The sequence below is a fragment of the Microbacterium sp. NRRL B-14842 genome (assembly GCF_050470785.1).
This window is the reverse complement of sequence record NZ_JBFLUM010000024.1, coordinates 1-12,873: the sequence shown is the minus strand read 5'-3', so window position 1 is coordinate 12,873 and position 12,873 is coordinate 1. Positions and strand designations below refer to the sequence as shown.

Genomic DNA, 12,873 nt, shown 5'->3' with positions numbered 1-12,873 from the left:
ACTCCGGCCTCGGCCGCGAGATGCACGTCATCGTGGGTCAAGGACGGCTCGACACGGTGCTCCAGGCCTCGCCGGAGGATCGACGCGGCTTCATCGAGGAGGCGGCGGGCATCCTCAAGCACCGTCGGCGCAAGGAGAAGACGCTGCGCAAGCTCGACGCGATGGAGGCCAACCTCACGCGTCTGAGCGATCTCGCGGGGGAGATCCGCCGCCAGCTCAAGCCGCTCGGCCGCCAGGCCGAGATCGCGCGCGAGGCGCAGACCATCGCCGCCGTCGTCCGCGATGCCAAGGCCCGACTGTTCGCCGACGACGTCGTTGCGCTGCGCACAGCCCTCGCCGACCACACCCGGACCGAGCAGGAGCGGCACACCGAGCGCCTGGTGCTGTCCGACCAGGCCGAGACCGTGCGCGCCGGGATCGCTCGGCTGGAGAAGAACCAGAACTCGATCGCCGTCGACGAGGCGCGCAGCGTCGCCTTCGGGCTCGAGCAGGTGCAGGAGCGGGTGCGCGGGCTCTACACGCTCGCCAACCAGCGCCTCGCGCTTCTCGGGTCCGAGGAGGACGACGCGGCCGTGACCGCGGTGACCGTCACACAGGCGACGATCGACGAGGCAAAGGAGGACATCGAGACGATCTCGTCCGGCCTCGGCGATGCGCAGGACGCCGCGGCTGCGGCGAGTCGCGAGGTCGTGAACGCCCGCGCCGAGCTCGACACGCTCGACGTGGACATCGCGGAGCAGAGCGCGCTCGTCTCCGAGTACGACATGCGACTGTCCTCGCTCCGCGGGAACGCCGATGCGGCGGCATCGGCCCTGGCCGCCGTCCGCGCGCCGTGCTCCGCCAGGAGAACGCCCTCGAAGCCGCGCACGCCCGGCGACGAGAGGCCGAAGAAGCCCTGGAGGCGATCGACGACGCCGAGGCCCCGAGGGCACGGCCGTCGAGTACGCCGCGGCCTACGAGAGCGCTCAGCGTGCGGCGACGGCGGCGGAGGCGGAACGGGAGAGCCTGCGCGAACGGCTGCATGCCGCCGAGCGCGAGGTCGACGCCCTCACCGCGAAGGCCGCCGCCCTGAGCAGTGCCCTGTCGCTGTCGGGAGGCGCCGCCGAGATCGTCGCCGAGGGGGGTCCAGGGGTCCGCGGTCTCGTCGGTGATGCCGTGCAGGTGCGGGCGGGATACGAAGCCGCGATCGCGGCCGTCCTCGGTCCGCTGGCCGAGGGTGTGCTGGTCGGTTCCGCGGAGGATGCGTTCATCCTCGCGGCGGAGGCCGCAGAGCGCCGCCGGGGCGTGGTCGACTTCGTGGTCGCCGATGCCCCGAGGGAGCAGCCGACACCCCCGGCCGTCGACGGCGTGATCGCCGCGACGGAGACGGTGACCGCGCCGGACGGGATCCTCGGCATCCTGGCGCACGTTCTCATCGCCGACGACCTCGATGCGGCGCGTGCCGCGCGGCGCGTTCTCGACGCGAGAGGCGACACCTCGACCACGATCGTGACCACCGGCGGCGACGTCATCACCGCGCAGACCCTGCGCACGGGTTCCGGAGGGGAGCGTTCGCGCCTCGAACTCGCGGCGGAGCGGGACGCCGCGACCGAGCGGCTCACCGAGATCCAGGTCGTCGTCGACTCCCTCCGCGAGGCGCGTATCGACGCCGACGAGGCCGTGGAGGAGACGCGGCGTCAGGCGAAGGACGCGCTGCGCGCGTTGCGCGAGCACGACGCCGCCCTCGCGACGCACGCGGAGCAGCTCAACAAGGTGACCGTGCGTCACGAGGCCGCTGTCGCCGAATGCGATCGCCTGGAGACCGGACTCGCCCAGGCGCAGGCCGCCGTGGCCGACGCGGAGGCGAAGGCGGAGGCGGCGAAGGCGGAGCTCGATGCCGCGGTCGCCGCGCCGCGTCCGGTGCTCGACGCCTCGGCGCGCGACGGTCTGTTGGAGGCACCTGGAGAGCGCCCGCGAGGGCGAGGTCCGGGCTCGTCTGGAGGTCGAGACCCTGCGGGAGCGGGTCCGGGCGGCGCAGTCCCGGGTGACCGCGTTGGAGCGGCAGCGCGAGCAGGAGCGGGACGCCGCGGCAGAGGCCGCCCGACGCGCCGTCATCCGCCGGGCGCAGCGCGAGGCGGCATCCGGAGTCGTGGACGAGCTGCCGCGCATCCTCGACTCCCTCGACCGCTCCGTCACCGAAGCCCGCGTGGCACTCGCGGAGGCGGAAGCCGCCCGGTCGGCGCAGAACGAGGAGCTCGTCGCGCTGCGCGCCCAGGAGTCGTCGCTGCGGGAGCGTTCTGGCCGGGCTCACGGAGAGCGTTCACGGCCTGGAACTGCAGATCCACGAGAAGAAGCTCCACCTGAACAGCCTGTTGGAGCGCGTGTCCTCGGAACTCGCGCTCGACGAGGACGTGCTCGTCGCCGAGTATGGGCCGGACCAGCTCGTGCCGCGGGATCCCGGGGCGGAGCCGGCCGATGGCGAGCTGCTCGACGACACCGCGATCCCGTTCGACCGCCGCATCCAGCAGCGGCGTCTCGCGGACGCGGAGCGGAAGCTCGCGCAGCTCGGGCGGGTCAACCCGCTGGGCGCTGGAGGAGTTCGCCGCCCTGGAGCAGCGTCACGCGTTCCTCACCACGCAGCTCACGGACCTGACGCAGACCCGGCAGGATCTGCTGACCATCATCGCCGACCTCGACGAGCGCATGCAGACGATCCTCGCCAGCGCGTTCGAGGACACCAAGGAGGCCTTCGGCCAGGTCTTCCCGCTGCTGTTCCCCGGCGGCACCGGCAGCATCTCGCTGACCGATCCGGACAACATGCTGACGACGGGGATCGAGGTCTCGGTCCGCCCCGTCGGGAAGAAGATCGAGCGGCTGTCGCTGCTGTCCGGCGGGGAGCGGTCGCTGGCCGCGGTGGCGCTCCTGGTGGCGATCTTCAAGGCGCGTCCCAGCCCGTTCTACATCCTCGACGAGGTCGAGGCCGCCCTCGATGACGCGAACCTGGGCCGGCTCCTCACCGTCTTCGAGCAGCTGCGGGAGAGCTCCCAGCTCCTCGTCATCACGCACCAGAAGCGGACGATGGAGATCGCCGACGCGCTCTACGGCGTGTCGATGCGTCAGGATGGCGTCTCGGCCGTGGTGGGTCAGCGCGTCGGCGACCGCGCCGCCGCCGCCGTCTGAGTCCTGCCGCCCTCCCTCGGCGGGCACAGCTTCGGAGATCGTGGCCCTCATCCGGCGTGTCGATGGTCGGATCCGGCGTGTCGCCCGCGGTCTCCGAAGCTGTGACCGGACGGACGGGGCCGGGTCAGATCGCGAGGGAGCGTTCGAAGCCCGTGATCACAGTCGGGAAGTCGGGATGGTCCTGCGGGCGGTGAGCGTAGCCGGGGAGCATCATGTGGTCGGCTCCGACGTCGACGAGCCTGCTGGCGATGATCTCGTACTCCTCGTTCCATCCGCCGGTGACCACGAGGGTCGGCACGCCGGCGAGACAACGCTCCCGGATGCCGTGACCCCAGGGGAGGTCCGTGGTCGCCCACCGCTGCGCGACCGCGCGCTCGTCCTCCCAGCGCTCCCGGGTGGACGGGCCTCCGAACATGAGCGGGCGCAGGATGGACCAGAAGCCGAAGAGGTCGCCCTGCGTCACCCTCGCCCGTGCCTCCGTCACCACCGCGATATGCCGCTCGATCGGAGCTTCACCGCGGGCGATGTCGTACAGGGCGGGCTCGACGAGGACGAGGCCGGACACCCGCAGGCCGTCGGCGATGGCGCGGACGGCGGTCACCGCGCCGATCGAAGTGCGCGAACACGAGCGGCGTCCGGTCACGCTCTCCCTCGACGAGGGCGTCGGCCTGACCCTCGATGGTCGAGTCCTGAGGGAAGCTGAGGAATGTCCCGGACTCCGGCGTGTACGAGGGCCACGCGGTGGTGCCGCGTCTGCCGGCACCGTGCAGGAACACCCGGTGCGGGAGCGGCGCGCGGTGCATCCCTGGATGCTACCCGTAGGCTGGACGCATGGCAGAGAAGTCCTGGTCTCTCGGTCGCGCGCTGCGCGGCATGTTCGTGAAGCCCACCATCGACGAGACGACGTGGGAAGACCTGGAGACGGCGCTCATCACGGCGGACTTCGGCCCCGACATCAGCGAGCGCATCGTCGAAGAATCTGCGCGACAAGGTCGCGAAGTACCGCACCACCGACCCCAAGGACCTCCAGCGCATGCTGCGGGAGACCCTGGAGGAGCACTTCGCGAAGTTCGACACCACTCTGAAGCTCACCGAGCGGCCCGCCGTGGTCCTCGTCGTGGGTGTGAACGGCGTGGGCAAGACGACGACGATCGGGAAGTTCACGAAGTTCCTTCGCGGCTACCAGCGGAGCGTGGTGGTGGGGGCTGCCGACACCTTCCGTGCGGCCGCCGTCGACCAGCTCGCCACCTGGGCCCAGCGCGGGGGAGCGGCGATCGTCCGCCCGCAGCAGGAGGGGCAGGACCCGGCCTCCGTCGCCTTCCAGACCGTCGAATACGCCAAGCGCGAGGGCATGGAGATCGCGATCATCGACACGGCGGGGCGACTGCACACCAAGGGCGGTCTCATGGACGAGCTGGGCAAGATCCGCCGCGTCGTCGAGAAGCAGGCCCCGATCAGCGAGGTGCTCCTCGTCCTCGACGCCACGACGGGACAGAACGGGGTGATGCAGGCGGAGACCTTCCTGCAGCACGCGGGCGTGACGGGGCTCGTGCTCACCAAGCTCGACGGCTCGGCCAAGGGCGGCTTCGTGCTCGCCGTGCAGGAGCGGACGGGCATCCCGGTCAAACTCCTCGGACAGGGCGAGGGCATCGACGATCTGACCGGTTTCACGCCGCACGTGTTCGTGCAGGCGCTGGTCGGCTGACACAGGGCTTCCGCCCCGAGCACCAGGCTGGTTTCATAGCGTTATGGCGATCGAACACGACTACTTCGGACTGCTGTCGTCGGGCCCCGACGGCTCGATCTTCTGGTCGGAGACGGTCGAGCTCGGCGACCAGAGCGTGACCGTGGACCTGACGGCTCCGGACCAGGACGACGTCTCCGCCGACGCCCTCGACATCGCCGCCGGACTCATCGCCGGTCTGGAGAACGTGGACGCGACCGCGCGCCGCGGAATGCTCGCCGAGGTGGACGACCGCACGAGTGAGGTGACCGAGTACATCCTTCAGCAGCAGGAGGTGTTCGGCGACGACCTCCCCGACGTCCTCATCGACGTGTCCGGGGACGCGGCCGTGGACATCATCCGGTCGCTGCGCCTGATGAGCATGACGATCCTCGCCGACGAGCACGGTGGCTCCGAGCCGTTCGCCGTCCTGGAGTACGCGCTCGATGACAGCGCCACCGACGACGTGCTGCTCGTGAACCTCGGTTCCGACGGCAGCGTGCAGTCGGTGATGAGCGCCGACTGACCGCCGCCCGTCAGACGGCCTGCGCGAACCCGAGGTCGGCGCTGTCCGCGATGTGCGCGAGATGAGCGGGGATCTCCCGTCCCTTCGAGCTCATCGACTGCGCCCAGAGCCGCCCGGCGCGGTACGAGGAGCGCACGAGAGGACCGGCGAGCACCCCGAGGAAGCCGATCCGCTCCGCCTCCTCCTTGAACTCGACGAACTCGGCGGGCTTCACCCACCGGGAGACCGGAAGGTGCCGCGGCGTCGGGCGGAGGTACTGGGTGATGGTGATGATGTCGCAGCCGGCGTCGTGGAGGTCCTGCAGCGCCTGGACGACCTCCTCCGGCTCCTCGCCCATGCCGAGGATGAGGTTCGACTTCGTGATGAGTCCGGCATCGCGAGCCTGCGTGAGCACGTTCAGCGAGCGCTCGTAGCGGAACGCGGGCGGATGCGCTTGAAGATGCGGGGCACGGTCTCCACGTTGTGCGCGAACACCTCGGGGCGTGCATCGAAGATCTGGCCGAGGAAGGCGGGGTCGGCGTTGTGCTCGTTCGCCAGCAGCTCCACTCCGGTGTTCGGGTTGAGCTCGTGAATCTTCCGCACCGTCTCGGCATTGAGCCAGGCTCCGGTGTCGGGGAGATCGTCGCGGGCCACGCTCGTCACGGTCGCGTAGCGGAGGTTCATCCGCTGCACGCTCTCGGCGACGCGTCGTGGCTCGTCGGTGTCGTAGTCCGCGGGCTTGCCGGTGTCGATCTGGCAGAAGTCGCAGCGGCGCGTGCACTGCGACCCGCCGATGAGGAAGGTCGCCTCGCGGTCTTCCCAGCACTCGTAGATGTTCGGGCAGCCGGCCTCCTGGCACACCGTGTGCAGGTCCTCGCTCTTCACGAGGGAATGCAGCGCCGAGTACTCCGGTCCCATCTTGGCCTTGGTCTTGATCCACTCGGGCTTGCGCTCGATCGGGGTCTCGGCGTTGCGGATCTCGAGGCGGAGGAGCTTGCGCCCCTCGGGTGCGGCGGTCATGCCGGACTCCTGTCAGGTCGGGTGCGTGGGCGGTGCGGAAGGCGTCCTGCACGGCGTCGACGAGGTCGAGCGGGCCGACCACGCGGCCGGACACCTCGCTCACCGTGGTCACGCCGGCGTCGGTGATGCCGCAGGGGATGATGTCGCGGAAGGGCGCGAGGCTGTTGTCGCAGTTGATGGCGAAGCCGTGCATGGTGACGCCCTGCTGCACGCGCACGCCGATCGCGGCCACCTTGTCCTCCGACAACGGTCGACGCACCCACACCCCGCTCCGCCCCTCGACCTGGCGACCGTCGACCCCGAACGGGGCGCAGCACCTCGATGAGGATCCGCTCCAGACGCCGCACGTGCGCGACCACGTCCATCGGCTCCGGCAGCCGGAAGATCGGGTAGCCGACGAGTTGCCCCGGCCCGTGCCAGGTGATCTTCCCGCCCCGGTCGACGTCGATGACCGGGGTCCCGTCCTGGGGTGCGCTCGTGATCCTCCGTGCGCTTCCCCGCGGTGTACACGGCCGCGTGCTCGAGCAGGATGAGGGTGTCCGGGCGGGCGCCGGAGACCACGTCCGCGTGCACGCGGCGCTGCAGGGCCCAGCCCTCTTCATAGGGGACGGGGGTCGGCATGAAGCCGGGAGTGAGGATGTCGAGCATGCGTCGTCCCTTCCCTCGAATACATGGATTGCGTCCAACAATACATCCTCGTCCGGGCCGCGGCGTCCCGCGCGGTCGTACCGTGAAGTCATGAACCGGACTGGTCGCGCCGGCCGCCCGAAGGCTTCCTCGCGCGAGACCCTCGCCGAGGCCGCCTGCGAGCTCTTCCTGGAGCGCGGGTACGAGGCCACCTCCATCGCCGACATCACCCAGCGGGCGGGGGTCAGCCGGTCGAGCTTCTTCAACTACTTCACGTCGAAGAGCGACGTGCTGTGGTCCGGCATCGACGAGCGCATCGGCGTCGCGATCGCCGCGCTGGACGACCTCGGCCGCGAGGCCACGGGGGCGCGGGTGCGCGGGATCCTGCAGGGGATCGTGGACGATTTCGCCCCGGATCCGTTGGCGTTGGCGCTGCGGAACGCGGAGGCCATGGCGCTCGAGGTGGAGCTGGTGCGGGAGACGGGTGTCCGTCTGGCCCGCCTCGCCGCCGCGGTCTCCCGTGCGGCGTGCGCGGCGGGTATCGATGTGATGCGTGCGGACGTGCTGGGAGCGGCGCAGGCGGCCGCCGTCCTGTCCGCCCTGCGCGTCTGGGCCGAGGAGGGGGCAGGCCGCGGCACACCGGAGTCCGTGCTCCGCGAGGCGCTCGCCCGCGTGCACGATCTGCCCTGGGGGGAGTGACGCGGACGGATCGGTGTCGGCCGGACACGTCAGTGATGAAGGCATCCCTGACGAGGAGGACACCATGACCACGGATCCGCTGGACGACCTGCTGGACGGCTCGGCGCCGCCCACCCCCGCCGTCGCTGGACACGAGCTGCGGGCGATGATCGACGCGTCCCGTGGGCGCGCTCGGCCCCGCCTCCGGTCGCGCGGTGTGATCGCCGCGGTCACGGCGGTGGTCCTGGTGGGCGGCGCCGGGGTGGCCACCGCCTCCTCCGACTGGCTCTGGGGCGACGGCCTCGAGGATCCCGCGCGGAGCTACCGGTTCACCGCGCCGACCTGGGGAGAGTGCGAGATCCGCTTCAGCCGCCTGGACACGCACAACCCGCTGATCCAGGCCGATGTCGATCGTGTGATCGATCAATGGTTCGCCTCGGCGGATGTGGAGGCGGATGGCCGCGCCCTACGTGGACGGCCAACTGCGGATGCTCGAGCACGGCGACGAGGCCGCGGGTGTTCCGACGACGGATCAGAATGCGGCGGACACCCGCGCCTGGATGGCTCATGAGGGCGCGTTTGAACGAGGCGCTCCACGCCGAACTCGAGGAGCACGGGTTCGGTCCGATCCCCGGAGCCGACTCCCACTCCCAGGTGCATTGCGACGACGAAGCCTGGAGCGGCGAGTGAGCAGCCGTGCCGACGACGCGGCGCTGATCGGCGCGTTCGAGGCGTGCGCCCCGGATCTCCTGGCCTACCTCGCTCGTCGGGTCGGGGCGGATGACGCCGGCGACCTGCTCGGCGAGACGATGGTCGTCGCCTGGCGGCGCGTCCGGCATCTGCCCGACGACCCGAACGGGCGCGGATGTGGCTGTTCGGAGTCGCTCGCAAGAGCCTGCTCAACCACGCCCGCGGTGAGAGGCGTCGGCGCGCCCTGCACGAACGGGTGCGGGGAGAGGGAGAGGGATCCCGGCTGCAGGCACCGCCGGCGGACGGGGGCGCGGAGGTGCGCGACGCCATCGCCGCCTGGATCCCGACCTCGCGGAGGTCATCCGCCTGGTGCACTGGGACGGATTCAGCCTGACCGATGCGGCCGCACTGCTCGGGGTCCCCGCGTCCACGGTCCGGGGGCGTCACCAGCGGGCCAAGACACTGCTCCGTGCCGCGCTGAGCGTGGAGGCTCCGCTCGCGTAGAATCGTAGGCACCATGGCTACCTTTGGCACGCTCTCCGATCGGCTTACCGACACCTTCCGCAACCTGCGCACGAAGGGAAAGCTCACCGCCGCCGACGTCGACGGCACGGTGCGCGAGATCCGTCGTGCTCTGCTCGACGCCGACGTCGCGCTCGCGGTCGTCAAGGACTTCACCGCGAAGGTGCGCGAGCGCGCTCTCGGCGACGAGGTCAACAAGGCGCTGAACCCCGCGCAGCAGGTGGTGCAGATCGTCAACGAGGAGCTGGTCCAGATCCTCGGCGGAGAGCAGCGGCGCCTGCAGTTCGCCAAGACCGCGCCGACCGTGATCATGCTCGCGGGCCTTCAGGGCTCGGGAAAGACGACGTTCGCCGGCAAGCTGGCCAAGCAGCTCGAGGGCGAAGGGCACACGCCCCTCCTCGTCGCCGCCGACCTCCAGCGCCCGAACGCGGTGAACCAGCTCCAGGTGGTCGCCGAGCAGGCCGGAGCCACGGTGTACGCGCCCGAGCCGGGCAACGGCGTCGGCGATCCCGTCAAGGTGTCGCGCGACGGCGTCGAGCACGCCCGCCGCCAGCAGCACGACGTGGTCATCATCGACACCGCCGGCCGCCTCGGTGTCGACGCCGAGCTCATGAAGCAGGCCGCCGACATCCGCAAGGCCGTCGACCCGGACGAGGTGCTCTTCGTCATCGACGCGATGATCGGTCAGGACGCGGTCAACACCGCTAAGGCCTTCCAGGAGGGAGTGGACTTCACCGGCGTCGTCCTCTCGAAGCTCGACGGCGACGCCCGAGGCGGAGCGGCGCTCTCGGTCGCCTCGGTCACACGGGGCGTCCGATCATCTTCGCCTCGACGGGCGAGCGGCTGGAGGACCTCGAGCCGTTCCACCCCGATCGTATGGCCAGCCGCATCCTCGACCTCGGTGACATCCTCACCCTCATCGAGCAGGCGCAGCAGGCGTTCGACGAGGACGAGGCGCGCAAGGTCGCCGAGAAGCTCGCGAACGAGGCCTTCACCCTGGAGGACTTCCTCGAGCAGCTTCAGCAGATGAAGAAGATGGGCTCGATGAAGAAGATGCTCGGGATGCTCCCGGGCATGGGGCAGATGAAGCAGCAGCTCGAGGACTTCGACGAGCGCGAGATCGACCGCACCGAGGCCATCATCCGCTCCATGACGCCGGTCGAGCGTCGCAACCCCAAGATCCTCAACGGTTCCCGTCGTCTGCGCATCGCGCGCGGCTCCGGCATGACCGTCACCGACGTCAACCAGCTCGTGCAGCGCTTCGAGCAGGCCGCGAAGATGATGAAGACCGTCGCTCGTGGCGGCACGCCGAACATCCCGGGCATGGGTCCGGTGCCCGGAATGGGCAAGCCCGGGCCTCGTCGAAGCGCGGCAAGAAGGGCAAGGGCGGCGGCGGAAAACCGCTCCCGCTCCGGCAACCCGGCGAAGCGCGCTGCGGAGAACGCCGGCCTCGCGGCTTCCACGGCCACCCACCGGCTCGGGCTTCGGCCTCGGCGGGGGAGCGGAGGCACCGTCGGAGGCCGACCTCGCCGAGATCCAGAAGCTGTTCGGCAAGGGCTGAGCGGCGGGACCATCAGCGCACGGCGACGGGCGCGGCCGATTTGCTCGACCCGCGGTCGCCGGCGTTTCCTCGCGGCCGGCGCCGCGAACTGCCCGCCGACGAGGGCGGCGAGCGTGTGATCAGGATGCCCGCCACCTGGACCATGGTGAAGCTCTCGCCGGCGATGAGCACGCGAGCAGCGTCGCGACGATCGGCGAGAGCAGTGCGAGGAGGCCCGGCACGATCACGGGCAGCGGCTGGATACCGCGGAACCAGAGCGTGTAGGCGATGATCCCTCCCGCTGTCGCGAGCCAGAGGTAGCCGAGGAGCGCACCCGCGTCGAGGGCAGGAGGCGGGCCCTCGACCACGAAGGTGAGGGGGAGGAGCAACAGCCCTCCCGCCGTGAGCTGCCACCCCGCGTAGGCCACGGGACCGACGCCGGAGGGGCAGCCCCAGCGCTTGGTGAGGATCATCCCCAGGCCGGTGGCGGTCACGGCCGCCGAGAGCCGCGACGAGGCCCCAGAAGTCCAGCGCGGCGGCAGGGCCGAGGACGACGAGGGCGACCCCCGCTGCCCCGGCGACGGCGGCGGCGGCGGCGGATACCGGTCGGACACGTTCCCCGAGCACGTTTCGCTCCGAGCCCTAGCACGATCAGCGGCTGCGCTCCGGCGACGGCGGCGGCAACCCACCGGGGAGGCGTTCGGCCGCAAGGAACAGCAGCGGAAGAACGCGCCGATGTTCAGGGCCCCGAGCACGAGCACCTTGCCCCACCAGGACCCCGTGCGGCAGACGGCGGGCCAGCAGCACCGCGAGGAGACCCGCAGGAAGCGAGCGGAGGAGGCCGGCGAGGAGCGGATGTCCGACGGGGAGCAGCTCCGTCGTCACCAGGTACGTCGTACCCCACGTCGCAGGGGCGAGAGCCGTGACGAGGGGTGAGGGTGAGGCGGTTCATGTCTCCAGGGTGCGCCATCCGGGGTATGAGTCCAACGCATTCTTGTCACACGATCTATGAAGCGGGATCATGAGTGGATGGAGCTCCAGCATCTGCGGTATGTCGTCGCTGTGGCGGACACCGGTTCGTTCACCCGCGCGGCGGAGCGCTGTCATGTCACGCAGTCGGCGCTCAGCCACCAGGTCGCCGCTCTCGAACGCGAGTTGGGCGTGCGACTGTTCGCGCGCACCAGTCGCAGCGTCCGCGCGACCGAGTCCGGAGAGGCGTTCCTCCGCCCCGCGCGTCTGGCGGTCCGCGCCGCAGACCAGGCCCGGGAGGATGCGGCGGCGGCGAGCGGGAAGGTGGTGGGCACGCTGCGGCTGGGCGTCATCCCCACGGTGACCGCTGTCGACGTCCCCGCGGTTCTCGTGGCCTATCGCGCCGCGCATCCAGCCGCCCGCGTGGAGCTCCGTGAGGGGAACAGCGATGCGCTCGTGGCGGCGATTCGTCAGGGCGATCTCGACGCCGCATTCCTCGGGCTCCGGGAGGGCGTGCAGCCCGAGGGGGTCGCCTCCCGCGCGCTGTCCCGGGAACCGCTGGTGGCCGTGGTGCCCCGCGGGCATGAGCTGGGCCGGGCGAGGGAGGTGCAGCTGAGCGACCTCGCGGACTCCGCGTTCGCCGACTTCCCCGCCGGCACGTCGGGGCGAGCGCAGACCGACGCGGCATTCCTGGCCGCGCGGGTGCGGCGTGATGTGGCTTTCGAATCCGACACGGCCGCGAGTCTGATCGGTCTGGTCGCTGCGGGCCCTCGCCGTCACCCTGCTCGCGCCCGGGGGTGGTGCAGGGGTATCGGGAGGTCGTCGACACGGTGGCGGTCCAGGATGGCCCGGTCCGTGTCGAGCACCTGGCCTGGGACGCCGCGGCACCGCGCAGCGCCGCGCGCGCGTTCCTCGACATCGTCGCGGCAGCCTCCTGAGACCCTGTTCCGGCTGCACGACCCCGGAACAGATGCACGACGGAACCGCCGGAACGGGTGGGCAACCGTATTCGGATCGTGCAGGTGAACGGGCGGATGGCGGCCCGGAGACGACGAAGCGGGCCGGGAAGAACCCGGACCCGCCTCGTCATGCGGTGATCAGCGCACGTCGTCGTCGACCCAGTCCATCGACTTGGTGACGGCCTTGCGCCACAGGCGCAGCTGACGGTCGCGCTCATCCGCGTCGAGCGAGGGCTCCCAGCGGCGGTCCTCCTGCCAGTTCGCGGACAGGTCGTCGAGACCGCTCCAGAAGCCGACCGCGAGACCGGCCGCGTAGGCCGCACCAAGCGCCGTGGTCTCCGCCACGACCGGACGCACGACCGGGACACCGAGGATGTCGGCCTGGAACTGCATGAGCGCGTCGTTGGCGACCATGCCGCCGTCGACCTTGAGCTCGCTGAGATCCACTCCGGCGTCCGCGTTGACCGCGTCGAGCACGTCA

General features: G+C 70.9%; 10 protein-coding genes and 5 pseudogenes. 9 read left to right on the top strand and 6 right to left on the bottom strand.

Features of this window, described 5'->3' with window-relative positions:
- Nucleotides 1-3,159 (top strand): annotated as a pseudogene (smc, locus tag AB1285_RS19210) (chromosome segregation protein SMC); the annotation flags it as partial.
- A gap of 124 nt (nucleotides 3,160-3,283) precedes the next feature.
- On the opposite strand, the gene AB1285_RS19205 reads toward smc, so the two are convergent.
- The gene (locus tag AB1285_RS19205) at nucleotides 3,284-3,760 is read right to left on the bottom strand and encodes a hypothetical protein (RefSeq protein WP_429977667.1); all 477 of its coding nucleotides are present in this window, start codon (nucleotides 3,758-3,760) and stop codon (nucleotides 3,284-3,286) included.
- 230 nt (nucleotides 3,761-3,990) lie between these two features.
- On the opposite strand from AB1285_RS19205, the pseudogene ftsY reads away from it, so the two are divergent.
- Nucleotides 3,991-4,864, top strand: a pseudogene (gene ftsY / locus AB1285_RS19200) (signal recognition particle-docking protein FtsY).
- A gap of 43 nt (nucleotides 4,865-4,907) precedes the next feature.
- On the top strand, nucleotides 4,908-5,408 hold the full coding sequence (locus AB1285_RS19195; RefSeq protein ID WP_060922216.1) for a DUF2004 domain-containing protein: 501 nt from the start codon (nucleotides 4,908-4,910) through the stop codon (nucleotides 5,406-5,408).
- Nucleotides 5,409-5,418: 10 nt separating this feature from the next.
- Here the strand turns inward: AB1285_RS19195 and lipA are convergent.
- Nucleotides 5,419-6,407: pseudogene (lipA, locus tag AB1285_RS19190) on the bottom strand (lipoyl synthase).
- 28 nt (nucleotides 6,408-6,435) lie between these two features.
- Nucleotides 6,436-7,055 (bottom strand): annotated as a pseudogene (gene lipB, locus AB1285_RS19185) (lipoyl(octanoyl) transferase LipB); the annotation flags it as partial.
- Between the two features lie 90 nt (nucleotides 7,056-7,145).
- On the opposite strand from lipB, the gene AB1285_RS19180 reads away from it, so the two are divergent.
- The 5 genes and pseudogenes from AB1285_RS19180 (at nucleotide 7,146) to ffh (ending at nucleotide 10,485) form a co-directional block, all read left to right on the top strand.
- A complete protein-coding gene (locus AB1285_RS19180; protein ID WP_292797627.1) occupies nucleotides 7,146-7,733 on the top strand; it encodes a TetR/AcrR family transcriptional regulator in 588 nt (195 codons plus the stop codon).
- 64 nt (nucleotides 7,734-7,797) lie between these two features.
- Complete coding sequence (locus tag AB1285_RS19175) at nucleotides 7,798-8,283, top strand: hypothetical protein (RefSeq protein WP_429977666.1); 486 nt, start codon at nucleotides 7,798-7,800, stop codon at nucleotides 8,281-8,283.
- Nucleotides 8,280-8,402, top strand: a complete 123-nt coding sequence (locus tag AB1285_RS19170) for a hypothetical protein (RefSeq protein ID WP_429977665.1) — start codon at nucleotides 8,280-8,282, stop codon at nucleotides 8,400-8,402. Before AB1285_RS19175 ends, AB1285_RS19170 begins: the two co-directional genes overlap by 4 nt.
- 369 nt (nucleotides 8,403-8,771) lie before the next feature.
- Nucleotides 8,772-8,906: a sigma factor-like helix-turn-helix DNA-binding protein gene (locus AB1285_RS19165; RefSeq protein ID WP_429977664.1), complete on the top strand. Its 135-nt coding sequence runs from the start codon at nucleotides 8,772-8,774 to the stop codon at nucleotides 8,904-8,906.
- Nucleotides 8,907-8,919: 13 nt separating this feature from the next.
- Nucleotides 8,920-10,485, top strand: a pseudogene (gene ffh / locus AB1285_RS19160) (signal recognition particle protein).
- Nucleotides 10,486-10,604: 119 nt separating this feature from the next.
- Here the strand turns inward: ffh and AB1285_RS19155 are convergent.
- Together AB1285_RS19155 and AB1285_RS19150 are read right to left on the bottom strand one after the other, a co-directional pair.
- The gene (locus AB1285_RS19155) at nucleotides 10,605-10,958 is read right to left on the bottom strand and encodes an EamA family transporter (RefSeq protein WP_429977663.1); all 354 of its coding nucleotides are present in this window, start codon (nucleotides 10,956-10,958) and stop codon (nucleotides 10,605-10,607) included.
- A gap of 157 nt (nucleotides 10,959-11,115) precedes the next feature.
- Nucleotides 11,116-11,349: a hypothetical protein gene (locus tag AB1285_RS19150; protein WP_429977662.1), complete on the bottom strand. Its 234-nt coding sequence runs from the start codon at nucleotides 11,347-11,349 to the stop codon at nucleotides 11,116-11,118.
- Nucleotides 11,350-11,493: 144 nt separating this feature from the next.
- Here AB1285_RS19150 and AB1285_RS19145 point away from each other — a divergent pair, with 144 nt between their 5' ends.
- Entirely contained in the window at nucleotides 11,494-12,459 is a 966-nt protein-coding gene (locus AB1285_RS19145; RefSeq protein ID WP_429977661.1) for a LysR family transcriptional regulator, read from the top strand.
- A 71-nt stretch (nucleotides 12,460-12,530) separates the two neighbouring features.
- On the opposite strand, the gene AB1285_RS19140 is transcribed toward AB1285_RS19145, so the two are convergent.
- Nucleotides 12,531-12,873, bottom strand: a 343-nt coding sequence (locus AB1285_RS19140; protein ID WP_429977660.1) for an FGGY-family carbohydrate kinase, incomplete at its 5' end; no start/stop codon positions are given.